This is a genomic window from Lelliottia nimipressuralis (assembly GCF_004115925.1).
Taxonomy (GTDB): domain Bacteria; phylum Pseudomonadota; class Gammaproteobacteria; order Enterobacterales; family Enterobacteriaceae; genus Enterobacter; species Enterobacter nimipressuralis.
This window is the reverse complement of the sequence record NZ_SDDX01000027.1, coordinates 17,679-32,853: the sequence shown is the minus strand read 5'-3', so window position 1 is coordinate 32,853 and position 15,175 is coordinate 17,679. Positions and strand designations below refer to the sequence as shown.

Below are 15,175 nucleotides of genomic sequence, written 5' to 3'. Positions count from 1 at the left end.
TCAGAAACAACCACCAGTGTGACAGGGCTACATTGCATAGCCCTGTTTAAATTAACTCAACGAACTCTATGAATTGTTGTGGTAATCAAAATCGCTAAACTGGTTTGTGTGGTGGTCATAATTCACAAAAGATGTATCGCCGAAACCATAAACATTACCACCAACATCAATTGCATCGTTAGCCATTGGGAGTCCTGACGCAGGATTAACCCCTGGAGGACTGTCAGTAATGCTATTCGCATGGCAATCACTTTGAGGCCAGCACATCTCGTTACTCATCAGGTTATAGTCCGAGTCGGCATAAGCGGCTGCCATGTGGCCATTTACATGGTTTATCTCTGAACCCGAACCAGAACGTGAAACTGGGCCTCCATGCTGCCATTTAGACTTGTCTGTAAACGACAGTACAAACGGGATTGCCATTATCGCATCGAGGCACACCACATAAAAAAGCAGTAGGAATATAGCATCCATTGTGCGTGAAGTTGTCAATGACATAGTAATACCGAGCGCAACCGCACATATATAGATGAAAACAATTGCTATAAAACCACCTTTCCCAATAATCACAAGACTTTTTTCTTTACGTCTTCTTTTTAATACTAGCGCTAACACCAACACCACCAACTGCAAAAGAAACAGAGGAAACATGAAATATGCATGTATATCAACATATACAACCGCAGAAAAAACAGCTGCAACCAGCAAACTAATCACTCTAAAACCCAGCAAGTCGTGATTGGTAATCGCCATCAATTCTTATCCTTTTTAAATAGAGAGGGTGTGTCATCTACTGATTTATGCGGAATAAGCATATCTTTATCGAACAAACTTTGCCTTTCGGTTTCTGCAATCATCCCTTGCTCCTGCGCTTTCCTTGCGGCTTCATGATTATCTTTCAGGTTAGCATTACCTTTCTCAATATTTCCTTTACTGGCATCAATATTTGAACCACTTTCCGATATTCTTTTCTTAACGTCATTCAACTGATTATTCACACGTTCCTGAGAATCCTGCCTGATGTTTGCGGCCTCACCTTTTTCACCAATAACACGACTGTTATTGTCAAAAGTGTCCTGAACGGCAGGGTTATTTCCACCTGAGGCATCAGGCATGCTTTGACCGATTGAGGCTTTATTTGAGCGGTATTGTTGTTCCAGCTGCGGTAAAACCCTTTCCTGCATGAACGCATGCACAAGCTGCTCACGCTCTGAGGCAATGGCAGGTGAGCCGGTATCGCTGAGCACCGCCTGCGCCCTGCCCGGTGCCTTCTGCGAGACATATTCAGCAAACATCTGATCATAGTTCTGGTCGAACTGGGCACGATGGTCCTTCGCGTACGTCGCCATCTCGCTGTACTCGCGCGCCCGCGTTTCGCTGTTTTGCCAGGACTCAAACTCTTTGCTCGTCTCATTGAGCGCGGCACCAAGCTGCTCGCTGAGATTATTGATGCCGGTATCATTATGTGAAGCAGACAGCTTAGCCGCGCTCGATTCAACAATATCGCGCGATTGGCGGAAGTCCTCAACCATCTGCGCATTTTTATCATGACTGTTGTCATTGCGCTGCGAATTAGACTGGTTCGTTCCGTGAGAAGACTGCGTTGCACCAGTAAATTCGGTACCCGCATGAACTTCTCCACTGAGGCCAGTGACGGATTTAATCAGTGTAGGCGATCCAATGGATACTTTTGCCCCCGCGTTGACGGACCCGCGACTGGATTTGTCCATCAGTTCGTTATAGGCCGCAGACTTGCTCAGGTTGTTTGCCTCGGCGTAGCGGTCAACAATCGACATCATATTGCTGGCGCCACGAGTCATATTGGCGGTCTGCCCGGAATCGCCACTGCTTACCACAGAGTCGGTATGCCCATGCTGTGAAACAAACTGCTGCAGCTGGTTCCAGCTGGCCTCTTTGCCCTTCTGGTAGCCCGTCTGATGCTGCGCCGACTGCGCATACTGCTCCCGAGCACTGGCATTCCAGCCGGCAATCGTGGACTCCGCACCGCCGATATGGACCGCCAGTTTCGACATCCCCTCGCTGGTATTCATCACGGTACCGCCGTCCCGGGTGCGCGTGAGTACGGCGCCGTTATCCAGTTGCTGGCTGATATGGCCATCGCGGTGGCTGTAGTTGGTGTCCCACTTGCTGCCCTGCACGTTGTCCGTCTGCATGTTGTTGAAGGCGTACGTACCATCAACGCTCTGCGAGGACGACTGGGTGGCCGCGCCCTGCAGCGTCTGCCCCATGTAGTTGCCCGCCTGTGACATCACCTGCCCCAGCCCCTTCACCATCCCCCACGCGATAAACGGAATGGAGATAGCAAGCCAGCCCGCCGTGGTTCCAATGTCCGAGTAGGTGTTCTGCACCTGGTCCATCGTTGAGAGCACCACCGGCGTACCGCCGAGCTTATCCTTCAGGTAGAAGTTCATGGCGTGGTTCAGAATGGCAAACAATATCGGCCACATCTGCAGGTAGGCAATGGTGTAGATGTAGCCCTTCAGCACCTGCCAGGACAGGGCGCTGACCACCATCAGCACGACCAGCACCGGGAACAGTGCAATGGTCATCCCCAGCAGCACCGTGTGCATAATGGGCAGCGTGTGGGTGGCGATACTGGCGCTTGTTGACTGCGACATACGCATTTTGGCGAGCGACATTTCGCTGGAAATGTTGAGCATCCCCGCCGTGTTGCCGCTGTCCACCGCATAGCTGTTCAGGCCGTGTCGCACGCCGTTCATCACCACGTTGCGGCGGATGATTTCCGTCGAGCTGGATGACGTGTTATGGAACCAGTTATAGCTGTCGCTCAGCATCTCCGTGAAGATGGCCGTGCCGCCGTTGTTTGCCCCGAACACCTGGTTTGTGAAGCCGTGCAGCCAGGAGGAAGCCTGCTTCATAAACGAACCGGTATCGCGCCCGTTCAGGTCGCCGCTGTTGTTCTTCAGCCAGGCCGCGGCTGCTTCGCAGGTCATAAAGTTACGGTCGGTATCATACAGACCACGAAGCGGGCTCGGGTTGCTGAAGATAAGCGCATACGGGTCAGTTGCGCGCATCAGGTCGCCCATTGTGTACTTCCTGTTGAGCTGAATATCCGCCACCACGCAGTTCTTTACGTAGTCCGTGAAGATGCGCTGGGCCTCCGGCTCGGTGAACATGAAGTTGGTGCTGCCCACGGCCAGCGCGGCCCCGAACATCATCCCGGTCTTCGAATAGGTCAGCGAGTCCGGGCGCGCAAAGATGGTGTCATACACCTGCGCCATTCCGGCACCGACGCGGGTCAGCAGACTCGCTGGTACCGCAATGCCTGCCGGGACATTGTCTACCTGGTAAATCGCCGACGGCTCGGACAGGTCGATAACCTGCACATCCTTTTTAATCCCGACCAGCACGGTTACGACAATCACGTAAAAAACCGCCCACTTCATCAGCTCCATCAGATCTTTGCTTTTGATGTACGCCAGCGCCGCCACCAGAATGGAAAACAGCGTGCCCATCGCCAGCAGATAGTCCGATGCGGAGCTGTTGAAGAACATGGCTACGCCGTTAAACACATCCTTAAACCACGCGCCACCGGCGATGGTGTAAACCTCAATCACGTTTGCCATCAGTTAACTCTCCCGAACTGGTAGTTGCCCATATACCGGTCGGTCATCTGGGAGGACACCTGCTGGCGCAGGAACTGGATTTGATGCTGGGCGCTGATAAGCGCGCTCTCTTTCACCTGCACATCCATACGCAGCGTATTGAGGGCGCTATTTGCATCACGCAGGCTGTTGCGTAACAGCGACATGCTTTCGCCCGGATAATCCTTTCCTGCCAGCTGCGCGTTAACCTGCTTGAGGATGCCGTCCATGTACTGCAGGTAGATATCGCAGGCAATGTAGTCAGCCAGCTGATCAAACAGGCTGCGGGTCACGGAGAGTGAAGACTGGTCGATAATCCAGGTCAGAATGGGAATGGACGTGCTGTTAATGAACTTACGCTCGGCCTCCGTTAAGGCCGTGTCGCTGATGGCCTTATCCTGAATCTCCTCCAGCGTTTTACGCGTCATGCTGACCAGCGAACTGGACTCAGCAATCGTCAGTTTGTTGATGGATGGCGCCAGGCACTTGTTCGCGTTATCACAGACGTAGACGTTCGCCGTACCGCCGTTCATCATGGCGTTCAGCACCGCCTTGTCATTGGAAATCAGGCTCGGCAGCACGCGCATGGTGCCTTCACCATCAAACGTCACCGTGCCGCTGACGCTCATTGCAAACTGACGCAGCTCCTGGCTGTTGCTCAGGGCGCTGTTTTCCATCGCCGCCCACATCAGGTTGATATTTTTCAGGACCTGGTCGGCTTCACTGCCCGTCGCCTTATCCGTGACCTTGTTGTAGCTCCCACCCGTTGTACATCCCTGACGCGATGCGGCCCAGTCTGCGAACATATTTGTCTGTCCGGCAACGGACTGGCAGACCGCCTGCTGCGACTCGCTCCACATTGAGGCCAGGCCGCCGACGATACCCTGCGCGGCCTGGCAGCTGGACATGTTGAACTGGTTCAGGTCGGAAACCAGCTTTTGCACGTAGTCTTTGGCCGCCGCCAGCTCCGGCACGGTGGTCTTGAGCGCGATCTCAAACATATAGCCCGTGGAGTTGGCCATAATCTGTTTCATGAACGCGATGAACTGGTCCGCATTGATAAAGGAGAATGCCCCCAGGTAGACATCGATACCGCCGCAGCCGGAGGAGATGCTCGGCAGGCTGATGGACACCATCTGGATATTCTTCACGCCGGTGCGGCTGTAGAACGACCCCCCCGTCATGTACCGTGCCGCCTGTCCCTGCCAGGCCTTTGCTGAGGTGGCGTTAGAGGAATAGGTCATGTCCTTAAAGAAGGACTTCATGTCACTTTCGACGCTGGCGAGAACCGGCGTAGCCAGGCCCATAAGGAGGCTGGCTGCAAGAAGACTTTTACGCAGCATTGCTCCCCCCGGCTTTCCCTTTGAAAAGGCTACGGCCTGTGCAGAAGCAGCGCTCATGTACTTTTTTCCCGCCTGCAATAAGCAGGCTTACCCCCAGTAATACCAGTGAGGTACTTTCCAGGAATGATGTCGCAAGCTGAACGACCATGAGTGCCGTATCATGCTTTGATACCGGTATGCACGACCAGTTAATGAGCCAGGCAAACAGTACGCTGGTAAAACCAGCAACGACACCACAAAGCCCAAAAACGACAGGAACGGGTGAGCCGTCTTTAACATTCTGGTTGCTGTAAACGTATCCGGTCAGCGTCACTTCGCCCGACTCGGGGAAAGCAACAGTGATGCTGTCCGAGGTTACGTGGCTGACGTAGCAGCCCGTCGCCTCAATGTACCGAATGACATCGTCCCGGCAGATATTGTCCATGCCATAAGACTTCACATAATGACGAACGGCTGCTTCGAGTTTTTCACGGTTCACGGGGATATCCTTATGCTTTGGGAATGCGGTTTGAAGAAGGTTGATGACGGTCAAGCGCCAGCCTGAAGACCTCATCAAGACGCGAGGCAAACGTCATCTCATCCGCGTACTGCTGCAGCAGCGGGTAGGTTTCCATCGTGTGGACGTTGGTCAGAAAGGTGGTCGGGGTGGCCAGTGGCAGCCCCGTCTGGAAGTATTCCAGGATCACATCCGGTGTCGCAGAGAGTACGTTCGGGAACGTCATATCCCCCTTGCCGTCCATGCTGAACGGGAACACCGGCAGCCCCGTACGGTCGGAAAAGCCCTTCAGTACCGGATCGAACTTCTGGCTGTACTCGCAGCTGGACTGCATAAACAGCACGACCGTCCAGTCAGCCAGATTGACAGTGCGCCCGTCGCTCAGGCGGTGTGGAATGGCCTCTGGTGCTGACGTTCCGGGCTGTGCATCAGCAGCATCGCGGGCGGCTTTTGCAGCGGCCTTCGCCGCATCCAGCGCGCGGATTTCATCGACTGTACTGCCTGCAAAGGCGCAAGCCGAGGCAACCAGCAGGCTGCCGGCTATCAGTATTTTTGCGTTCATAAGGGGTTACTCAGTAGTCGGGTTTGAAATCGGTGAGGACGTTCACGACCTGGCGATCGAGGTCGTCATGGGCCATAAAGCCCCAGGCCAGCGGCTGCCACTGCCGCGCTTTCGGGTCAACCAGGAAGGTGGCCGGGAAGAACTTCACGTTCATGGCTTCCGCCTGGCCGTTGTCAACAAAGCTATTGGTCAGCTGCTCGCTGAGTCTGCCGTCAACGGAGACGCCGGTGACGGAAATGCCACGCTCTTCGCAGTACGTTTTGATGACGCCCGCCATCAGGCTGTCCACCGGATTTTCACCCCGGTAAAAGAACATGATGCCGTAGCGTTCGGCCACATGGCTGACCGCCAACGTCTCCTTCTCTTTCGTCATCGACTGCTGGGCGGCAGATGTGCCGTTATAGTGGCTGCGCACCAGGTTATAGTTCAGCTCCGGGAACTGCAGCAGCGCCTTCTTGCCGCTCTGCGTGAAGCCGGTCGCCTGATTCACCCAGTACTCTTTCATCACCGCGTAGCGGCGGTAGTTCTCCGGCGACGGATAGAGAATGGCGTTATCCAGCGCCTCCTGGGTCTCCTTCTGCAGCAGGGCTTTTTGCTCTGACGCGGTAAGGGGCGCAGGCTGTGGTCCCGGAGCCTGCATCGCCGGAAATGCGTCATCATCGTCATCGATATCAGCCGGGTCCTTGTACCAGTGCCAGCCCTCTTCCAGCGCATGACGGGGATTGATGACCACATCCGGCGATGCCATGACGCCGCTGGTCATGGCAACACCGATGACGAGGGCCAGAAGTCGCAAACGCATCATTTACCCGCCTCCGCCATTTTGTCGGCAATCATTTGCTTCGCTTTTTCCAGCAGTTCGCTGTCTTCCGGAATGGTGGTGCCGTCCTCCAGGTCGCTGTAGAAGTTCGCAAAATTCAGCGTGTCGAAGTCAATGGACTGCAGCTCATCGATGGTGATGCCGCGACAGTTGGGGGAGGACGCACTCCCGAAGCCAATACCAAGCTGCCCCTTACGGCCCTGGTCCTGCACAATCTGGGCAAGCTTACTGTCAAACTGACAGTAGCTCTCTTTCTTCTCAAGGCACACACCCAGCGCCTTGTGCGCACAGTACGTCCCGATTTTAACCGTCAGCTTTTTTGACTTGGCCTGACCCAGCGCCTTCTCCTCCGAGCTACAGCTCGCAAGCCCGACATCATTCCCCCATCCTGAGTCCTTGCAGCAGTTGCTGAACCCGGCCATCGCCTTGCGGCAGCGCTGTGCATTACCGGTGAATGCACGTACGTCGGCTTCATTAAACTCCGCGATGTCTTCCCCTGCCGATGCAACTGCGGCAAGCGTGGAGACCGCCTTGGCAAACATGTTGTTCGTGCCCGTTTCACCCTGCGCACAGCTGCCATCGGTGCAGAAGAACTCGCCGCCGCACATCATGCCGGTCCCGGAGATTTTGTTTTCACAGGAGAAGGTAGCCATCTCGGACAGGCAGACACCCGCCAGCGACTCAAGGCAGGTCGTACCGTTGACGGTACAGGCCGGGTTGTTCATATAGGTGCCGCAGGTGCCGTTGTCAGCCTCCTGAGAGATGTAAGTGTCCTGGTACTGCCAGCAGGCGCTGTAGACGCTGTGTTCCTTGCCATTCACCACAACGGTTTTGTTTCCGCCCTCTTCGGTGCAGACGCTGCCCTGCAGCACCTCTTCCTGCTTGTCGAACGGGCAGGATTCCGACCAGACGACTTCCGGTACCCACTCTTTGCCCGTCACGCGCATCTGCAGGACAATGGTCATGTTCGCTTTCGTCCCGCCCTTAAGCCAGTCAACGGTTTTTTTGGCATATTCACGGCAGCGCCCCTGATTTGCGGGCAGGCAGGCACCGGAGATTAATGATCCACTCGGGGATGCCCCACCTTCCGTCAGGCTGGCACCCACGGCACCCGGTAACGTCAGGGTGTGCGTCTTCCCCTGCAGGGTTTTGACTACCCCCCAGAAATTAAAGTCATAAAGATTTGCCGAATCATTAACGTAAAAGGTATACGTCGCGCTCAGAACCGTCCCGGTTGCCGGAGCTTTAAATGTGAACGTCAGACCCTTATTGCCATCATAAACAGGCGTGAAGTCGCTGTTCGGTACCGTATAGGATTCCGTGACCAGCGTGTCCTTCCAGCTCCCCCCGATGGTCGCGGTGCGGGTACAGTACAGTCGCGCTGCTGGCGTACGGTTACACTGATGCGTGCTGGTTTCGGTGAACGTCGCATTCTGCTCCTGGCAGTCGTCAAACGACGGGTCGATAACGCTTTCCGCGTTGTCCTGCATGTCCGTACCCGCCGTGATAAACGGCGCGTCGAGTGAGGGCTTGTTGCCCGCAGGCGTGTTAAGAATCGACTCGGTGATGGTCTGCCCGACTTCTGACGTGTTCAGGGCATTCGAACCAGGGCTCGTCAGGTCAATGCCCGGTGACGTCACGCCGCCGTAGTAGCCGGTTTCCGGCGGGTTAGCCGTATAGTCCGGAAGCGTTTCTTCAGGGTAGAAGTTGCTGATCGCATTTGTACCGGTACTCTGCTGCCCCTTACCAAACGACATGCCGTCGCTGAACGCATCGGCACAGGCATAACCGGCAAGCAGAAGGCCCGCGCCGGCAAGTGCCGTTAACACAGGTTTAGCCATGCGCCACCTCCCTGTCCAGCACGCTCTCAGCAATGCCCGCGCAGTCGCCGTCTTCAGCGACCTTTTTCAGCGCCTCGCGCAGACTGATATCACCCGACACGCGATCTGACTTTTTCTCACACGTCACGACGAGCGTCGGTACTGAGGTGATACCGTAGCGGCGAAACGAGACCGGGTCGATTTGCATGCCGCCCGTGTTGGTCTCTTTTACCAGCTGAGCAATACGCGTGCCCGTCTGGCGCATATCGCCGTTAACCATGCCCCGCAGCGACACCGTCACGCCCAGGCCGGCAGCATCTTTCACCCGCTCGCGCAGGTCATCCTCCGGCATCGAGAACGAGACAAACATCATGACGGCTGGCGCGCTGTCATCCGGCTTCGCCTGCTGTTGCTGCTGTCGCGCAAGCGACGTGATGTAGTCTGTATCCTGCCCGGACAGTGCCGGCGGGCGGGCAAAATCAGGGGTTGCGAGAATGCTGTGACGCTCGCGGTCCATCTGCAGCATGTCGTTGAAAAAGGCTTTGTTGTCGCCATCGGCAAACGCCGACACCGAACCGGCCAGCGCGATGGCCGGAAGCAGGGAGAATCGCTTCATTGAGTGGTCCTTCAGAGGAAAACGCAGTTCCGTTTACGCCAGAACAGGTAGCCGAAGTTACGGCGATCGTTAGGTAAGTTACGTCCGGTCTCCCAGCGCATGACGCTGCGGCCGACAGGGTGACACTGGCCCGCATCAGGGTGCTTGTTCACCATCTGATAGCGCCAGCGCTCTTTCGGGATAATCGGGGACGGGTACTCAAAGCAGACCGCCGTGTTCTGCCCGATAGTGTTCATGATGAGCCCCTCACGGTGCAGCTTGAACGCCATACGTTCAGCGACCAGTAAGGATGACTGCAGCGGACTGTATTCATTTGAGGTGTAACCGGTAAACGGGTACATCGTGCCCTGAGAGCCTGCGCACCAGAACAGGACGTCCAATGCTTTTTTGAACAGGCTGGCGGCGGCATCAGCGGCACAGGCGGCCTGCGCAACGGAGTTGCTGAACAGCACGGCTTCCGGATTGATAATGATGCTGAGGCTGCTGTCGTTCCACATCGGATCGAGCTCGGACAGGTACGCAATGTCCAGATCGCCGGTCTGCAGACACCCCGCTGAGGTGATGATGTTCAGCCAGTAGGTCAGCGGGTATTTGTACCAGTGGACGTGATAGAACGCACCGGGTTCATCACCATCTTCCTGGGTCCCTTTGCCGGTTCCGACGCCGCCCACGCCCAGATTAAACCCGCCCAGATTGACCATGCAGTACGGCGAGCGGGTCACATCCGCCAGCGCCATCGGCTCCCAGTAGCCCATCGCCATACCCACGCGATAGAACACGCCCATGGGGCAAATCTGAATAGGGCTTGAGGGATTGGCCGTATCCGGCTGCGAGCCGGTCGCGACAGCCACGTTCCCTATCGTGACCGGGAATATGCACTCCCAGCATATATCGGTGATCGGATTAACGAAATTCCCCTCGCATTCCGTGGCGCTGGCTGACGCAGATGCAGGCCAGAACAGGCCTGATGCGGTCAGACAGAGAGCGGATAACAGCTTTTTCATCGCTAATCCTCCGGAGTGAAAGTATCGACGCGCAATGTGCGCTTGTCTTCACCCAGCGTGACGCGCGCCGGAACTGCACTAAGTTCGAAGCGCCGGGACATCGTGCCTTTCTGGTCAAAGAAAATGCGCTCGCCCAGCGCCTTCGTGGCCTCCCGGATATCCCCGTTAACCAGAATAACGCGGTACACCACCGTGTCCGGCTTCTGGCGCTTTATCCAGTCCAGATGGTCGGGGTTATCACCGTCGATGAAGTAGAGCGTCTGGTTAAACGGAACTGTGTCCAGCGGGTTCACCACGTCGCCCTTGTGCGCAAAGACGCGCCCCTGATGGTCAGCCAGATCTTCTGCGACCGTCATCGACGGATTGATGTAGTGGGTGCGGTTTTCCCGGGCAAGTGTCAGCCCCGCAACCGGAGCGGGTCGCAGGGACTTTTCGATCACCTGCTTTTTATATGCCTCCTGCTGAGTATCCAGTTCTCCGCTGTCTTTCATGGCCTGCAGGCGGGTATTGATGGTGGTGAGCATGTCCTGTTCAGCGATGGGGTACAGTTCTCCCCATGTGCCAAGGTCTTTTGCTATTACGGGGAAAGAAACCATTACCGTCAGAATAAACATCAGTCCAGAACGTTGCATCCAAATTCCTTGTTTCTTAATTTGCATTACATCATTAAATGGCACACCATAAGTGTGCGAGATGAATGCACACATCACTCACATTGAAGGAGGACTTATGCCGCGTCAGATGCTCCATCAGGCCGCAAAAAAACGAACAAATGTCACGATTACTGCCAGCTTGTTGATTGAGGCCAAAGAAAGCGGTATCAACCTGTCTGCTGTACTCGAAGCAGCTCTTCATGAAAAGCTGAAGCAGTCAAAAAGAGATCGCTTCTTGCAGGAAAATCAGGAAGCCTTTGCATCGCACAATGCATTTGTTGAGAAAGCCGGGTTGTTTTCTGACGAAGAAGGTGTGATTTAATGGCTCAGTTCGATATCTATCGGAACAAAGGAAAGGGTCGCGATTATTACCCATATTTCATGGCTATTCAGCATGACCTCTTTGAAAACCTGAACACCCGGGTCGTTATTCCTCTAACTTCCCGAGAAAATCTCCTGCCAATCAGTGGTATTCACCCTGTCGTGAATATTGCAGGTAATAATTTTGTGATCCTGACAGACCTGATGACGAGCCTGGACTTAAAACGTCTGGAAACAGAACCTGTCGCAAATGCTCGTCACCTGCATAATGAAATCGTTAGTGCAATGGATCTTTTAATTACAGGGATCTAATCCTTTACACTCTCTCCATTCATGGCCACTCAGCCATGCGGTGGCTGATGTCGCCCTGGATTTCGGTAGTGATATCCAGCACGCCTGATACAACCGCTGGCTTCACCAGAATCAGGGCGGAATGGCGCGCCTGATAGTCTGTCAGGGCCTGATTCAGCGAGTACGTGAAACGGCTGGTCAGCAGCTCCAGTTCTCCCTCTTTCAGCTCGCGATCGATAGCCTGTTCGGTAAACCGGTCGATGGTGGTCTTCATGTCGAAGGACACGATGGCCGGGGCACGCCATGAGATCATGGCCGAGGTCACGGCAGCGTTCAGCGCGGTGACGGCCAGCACCACCAGGGCGAGATTACGCAGGCACTGGCGCTTCGCCTTTTGTCGGCGGGTCAGCGGCCGTTTGGCTGCGCTGATATCTCCATTAGCCTGTTCTGTCGTTAATGCGTTGTTTTCCATTTCGTTGCCCTTATCATTAATAACGTCACTCATGCCGCCATCTCCCAGTTTTCAAGTTCCAGCATCTCTTCAGGGAAGTTACGCCAGGCGAGTTCGTACACCGCATCGTGAATGCCCACCCCCTCCGCCCGCCGCTGCTGGATGAACTCAAAGTCCTTACCCTGCGAGCTGAACATGGCGCGACTGAGCGGATCGACGAAAAGACGGTGGAAGCTGCAGGTGTCGTTGATGCGCAGCATGAAAGAGCTGAACCACTGGCGCTTGGCGTCACCAAACTTGCTGATGATGTCGCGCTCCATCTCGCTGAACTGGTTGGGTCGCTTCTGGTTGTAGGCCTTGAACTCGGAGGCGTCCTGCTTGAGGATCACCTTGAACGAAGAGTTACCCCAGGCGGCTTTGGCCGCTGCAGAGGCCTCATCCGCGTCAAAGTCTTTGATGTTCTGGCTGATGGTGATAAAGGCCCCCATATGGCGGCGCACGGTGCGATAGCCGGTCTCGATAAACTGGCCGACCTTGTCGTTTTTGAAGTTGAGCAGCTTCCAGCCCTCATCGATGGTGCAGCACTTCTTCATGCTGCGGGGCGTGCGGTACATCTTGTCCTCGATGTAGATAATGAGTGAGAACATCACCGCAATCAGCAGATCGGGTTTGTCATCCAGATCGCCCAGCTCCAGCACCACAAAGCGCGCGTCGTCGCTCAGTGACGGTTCATCGCTGTTAAAGTATTCGCCGTAAACGCCGCCCTGACAGTATTTGCCCAGCAGGGTAATGACCTCATCAAGGCGGCTGGCGATGGTGGCGGCATTCTGCTGCATGTACTCTTCACGCGCAGCACGCATCTGAACGACGACATCATCAATACGGGCCTTGTTCTGCTTGTCGTCATACGCACGCTTCACCGCGCCCAGCAGCAGTTCCATATGCACTTCATCAAGGTTGCCGTTGGGGCTGGCCAGCACCGCCAGCTGGTCGCGAATACGTTCAGCAGAGGTGTTGATGTTGCTGATGTTGGCAAACGGGTTGAACTTGAGGTTGGAGCCCTTGAGGTACACCCCGCCCACGTTCTCGCAGAAGGACTTGTAGCCATCCCCCATATCAAACACCCAGCCAATGCCGCCGGACTCCAGCACGCTGCGCAGGATCGGCTGCACCAGGTTGGTCTTGCCCGCACCGGAGGTACCGCTCACCGCCATGTTGTAGTTGGTGTTCCCCATCCCGTCGCCGTAGATATCCAGGAACGCCAGCTGGTTACGGTACGATGGCGTCAGCAGCCCGCCCGGACACAGGCGATTATCCGCCACCACCGGCGCCAGATTCACGACCTGGCAACTTTCAGCGCGGCAGGTCGCCCCGCCCATTTTGATGTCATCCCACAGGTTTTCGGCATGGATAAACGGCAGCATGGCCATCCAGTTGCGGAACTGCATATAGTCCGGAGAAATCAGCTCAATACCGTTCTTCTTGAAGGTGTTGATCACCTGCTGTTCGCAGACCAGCGCCGCCTCGTCTTCATCCGGGCAGAACGCCGTGACGTTAAAGTAGTAGCGCACCAGGCAGGTTTCATTGCTGTTCAGGCGCTCCCGGATCTCTTTCCACTCCTTCGCCTGTTTGGTCACGGCCGGGAACATCTTCGCGTAGGCGGAGTTGGCCTTTTTGTCCCTGTCCATGTACTTGCGGGTCGCTTCCCCCTGCGAGGCCGTCTGCTCTTCCGCCTCCATCACGAAGGTGATCACAAACGGGCTGGAGATGCTCAGGTCCGGATGCAGCAGGTTAGCGAGGTTGTCCCCCCCCATCCACAGCAGGAAAATGTCCGGGTTATGCTCCATCATGAAGTTCATGGCGCGCGTCGAGGTCACGTCCTTCGTCCCCGGCTTGCCCAGGTTAATCAGAACGTGGTCCGGCATCACTTCCAGGTCAATGGACTGCTCAACGCAGCGCTGATGGAACTCATCGTACTCCCCCACCTTCACCGGCTTCGCATACAGCTGATCGTGACGATGGTTAATCATCGAGCTGACCAGGTTGACCAGCCCCTGCGGATCGGCGGGTTGCGTCTGGATTTTTGCCGCATCGAGGGACGCGCGCAGCACCTTCATGGTATGGGTGATTTCGGTCATCACCGACGCGCTGTTCTTCTTTGCCTTCACCGCGTACGAGATATACAGGCGATAGTCGCGCAGGGTCAGCGGCAGGCGGGGCGGATTGTTAAACGACAGCTGCGCGGCGCGCTGATAGTAGGCGCGGGTGATGTGGTTAAACTTCTCCGCGTGCTCTCCCTCCCAGCGAAACTGCGACAGCCCCTCATCCATCTGCTCGCCAATGACCTTGGACGCCACCAGGTGAAACGCGATGGGGGTTTTGCGCGGCAGCTTGCTCTTCACCATGTCTTCCAGCACCTGCACAATCTGCTCGTTAGCCCCGATAAGCGGCGTCGCTTCCAGCAGAAAGCCAACCGTCTTGCGGTTCACAAACAGGCCGGACTCTTTGTCGTAGTCGCGGTAGGGCAGCACGCTGGTCAGCTGCGGGAAGTCCATGCTGGCCAGACTCTGCTGCATCTGCGCCGCACCGTCTTTCTCTTTCGCAGCAGACGCCAGCTTACCCAGAATGTTAAATATCTCTTTCATCACGGGCCTCAGTTAATTCGCGCAGGCATAACCCACTCCGGACCGCTGGTCACAAACGAGATACGCCCGGGCTGATGAAAGGCATCGCTGCTGTCGATCCAGGGGGCCACCCAGACCGTGGCAATCTGTTCCCCCGCACGTTGCGCGCGCACCGAACCGGCGCCGTCACAGCGCACGGTGTTGCAGGACAGCGTATTTACCGACGCTTCCGAACTCACCGGCGCAGACGGCGCGGATGTGATGGCCGGAGGCGTGGTGGTCGGTACCGACTGCGCGGGCACATTTTGCGAGGACACGACCGGCACGGTACGCGGCAGTTCAGCCGGGGAACGCGCTGCGCCCGCAGCCGGCTTTCCCGGCGCATCGCTGCCGGTTTTATCGCGTGCCAGCTGGTTGGCCTGGCTCATGGTCATACAGCGGTCGGACGTGGTGGCATCGCAGTCGAAGTCACTCTTGACTCCGGCACAGCCAGTTAACAAAAGGGCGCCTGCTACGGCAGGCAGAATGAAGATTTTCATTGATTAAAT

The 15,175-nt window shown here is 55.9% G+C and carries 15 protein-coding genes; 2 read left to right on the top strand and 13 right to left on the bottom strand.

All coding sequences use genetic code 11. From position 1 onward, the window contains the following. Nucleotides 1–66: 66 nt before the first annotated feature. Genes ETG88_RS19595 through traW form a run of 10 tightly spaced genes read right to left on the bottom strand, consistent with a single transcriptional unit; the run spans nucleotide 67 to nucleotide 10,919 of the window. Entirely contained in the window at nucleotides 67–753 is a 687-nt protein-coding gene (locus tag ETG88_RS19595) for a hypothetical protein (protein ID WP_129036170.1), read from the bottom strand. Next, entirely contained in the window at nucleotides 753–3,608 is a 2,856-nt protein-coding gene (gene traG, locus ETG88_RS19590) for a conjugal transfer mating-pair stabilization protein TraG (RefSeq protein ID WP_129036169.1), read from the bottom strand. Before traG ends, ETG88_RS19595 begins: the two co-directional genes overlap by 1 nt. Beyond that, nucleotides 3,608–4,966: a conjugal transfer pilus assembly protein TraH gene (traH, locus tag ETG88_RS19585; RefSeq protein ID WP_420890806.1), complete on the bottom strand. Its 1,359-nt coding sequence runs from the start codon at nucleotides 4,964–4,966 to the stop codon at nucleotides 3,608–3,610. The genes traG and traH overlap by 1 nt, the downstream gene beginning before the upstream one ends. Continuing rightward, a complete protein-coding gene (locus tag ETG88_RS19580; RefSeq protein ID WP_129036167.1) occupies nucleotides 4,959–5,447 on the bottom strand; it encodes a hypothetical protein in 489 nt (162 codons plus the stop codon). The genes traH and ETG88_RS19580 overlap by 8 nt, the downstream gene beginning before the upstream one ends. 10 nt (nucleotides 5,448–5,457) lie before the next feature. Continuing rightward, nucleotides 5,458–6,027 (bottom strand): type-F conjugative transfer system pilin assembly thiol-disulfide isomerase TrbB, encoded by a 570-nt coding sequence (trbB, locus tag ETG88_RS19575; protein WP_129036166.1) that lies wholly within the window; start codon nucleotides 6,025–6,027, stop codon nucleotides 5,458–5,460. A 10-nt stretch (nucleotides 6,028–6,037) separates the two neighbouring features. Further along, on the bottom strand, nucleotides 6,038–6,832 hold the full coding sequence (gene traF / locus ETG88_RS19570; protein WP_233446142.1) for a type-F conjugative transfer system pilin assembly protein TraF: 795 nt from the start codon (nucleotides 6,830–6,832) through the stop codon (nucleotides 6,038–6,040). Next, on the bottom strand, nucleotides 6,829–8,688 hold the full coding sequence (traN, locus tag ETG88_RS19565; RefSeq protein WP_129036165.1) for a type-F conjugative transfer system mating-pair stabilization protein TraN: 1,860 nt from the start codon (nucleotides 8,686–8,688) through the stop codon (nucleotides 6,829–6,831). Before traN ends, traF begins: the two co-directional genes overlap by 4 nt. After that, complete coding sequence (gene trbC / locus ETG88_RS19560) at nucleotides 8,681–9,283, bottom strand: type-F conjugative transfer system pilin assembly protein TrbC (protein WP_129036164.1); 603 nt, start codon at nucleotides 9,281–9,283, stop codon at nucleotides 8,681–8,683. Before trbC ends, traN begins: the two co-directional genes overlap by 8 nt. An 11-nt stretch (nucleotides 9,284–9,294) precedes the next feature. Beyond that, entirely contained in the window at nucleotides 9,295–10,287 is a 993-nt protein-coding gene (traU, locus tag ETG88_RS19555) for a conjugal transfer pilus assembly protein TraU (protein ID WP_129036163.1), read from the bottom strand. A gap of 2 nt (nucleotides 10,288–10,289) precedes the next feature. Next, the gene (gene traW / locus ETG88_RS19550) at nucleotides 10,290–10,919 is read right to left on the bottom strand and encodes a type-F conjugative transfer system protein TraW (protein ID WP_129036162.1); all 630 of its coding nucleotides are present in this window, start codon (nucleotides 10,917–10,919) and stop codon (nucleotides 10,290–10,292) included. A gap of 97 nt (nucleotides 10,920–11,016) precedes the next feature. Between traW and ETG88_RS19545 the strand changes: the two genes are divergently transcribed. Both ETG88_RS19545 and ETG88_RS19540 read left to right on the top strand, forming a co-directional pair. Then, on the top strand, nucleotides 11,017–11,262 hold the full coding sequence (locus tag ETG88_RS19545) for a type II toxin-antitoxin system CcdA family antitoxin (protein WP_164971823.1): 246 nt from the start codon (nucleotides 11,017–11,019) through the stop codon (nucleotides 11,260–11,262). Then, on the top strand, nucleotides 11,262–11,573 hold the full coding sequence (locus ETG88_RS19540) for a CcdB family protein (RefSeq protein WP_129036160.1): 312 nt from the start codon (nucleotides 11,262–11,264) through the stop codon (nucleotides 11,571–11,573). Before ETG88_RS19545 ends, ETG88_RS19540 begins: the two co-directional genes overlap by 1 nt. A 19-nt stretch (nucleotides 11,574–11,592) precedes the next feature. Here the strand turns inward: ETG88_RS19540 and trbI are convergent, their stop codons facing one another. The 3 genes from trbI to traV are packed head-to-tail and all read right to left on the bottom strand — an operon-like array spanning nucleotide 11,593 to nucleotide 15,166. Then, nucleotides 11,593–12,057: a type-F conjugative transfer system protein TrbI gene (gene trbI, locus ETG88_RS19535; protein WP_233446141.1), complete on the bottom strand. Its 465-nt coding sequence runs from the start codon at nucleotides 12,055–12,057 to the stop codon at nucleotides 11,593–11,595. Beyond that, the gene (gene traC / locus ETG88_RS19530; protein WP_129036159.1) at nucleotides 12,054–14,648 is read right to left on the bottom strand and encodes a type IV secretion system protein TraC; all 2,595 of its coding nucleotides are present in this window, start codon (nucleotides 14,646–14,648) and stop codon (nucleotides 12,054–12,056) included. Before traC ends, trbI begins: the two co-directional genes overlap by 4 nt. Before the next feature lie 8 nt (nucleotides 14,649–14,656). Further along, a complete protein-coding gene (traV, locus tag ETG88_RS19525) occupies nucleotides 14,657–15,166 on the bottom strand; it encodes a type IV conjugative transfer system lipoprotein TraV (RefSeq protein WP_129036158.1) in 510 nt (169 codons plus the stop codon). Between the last annotated feature and the right edge of the window lie 9 nt (nucleotides 15,167–15,175).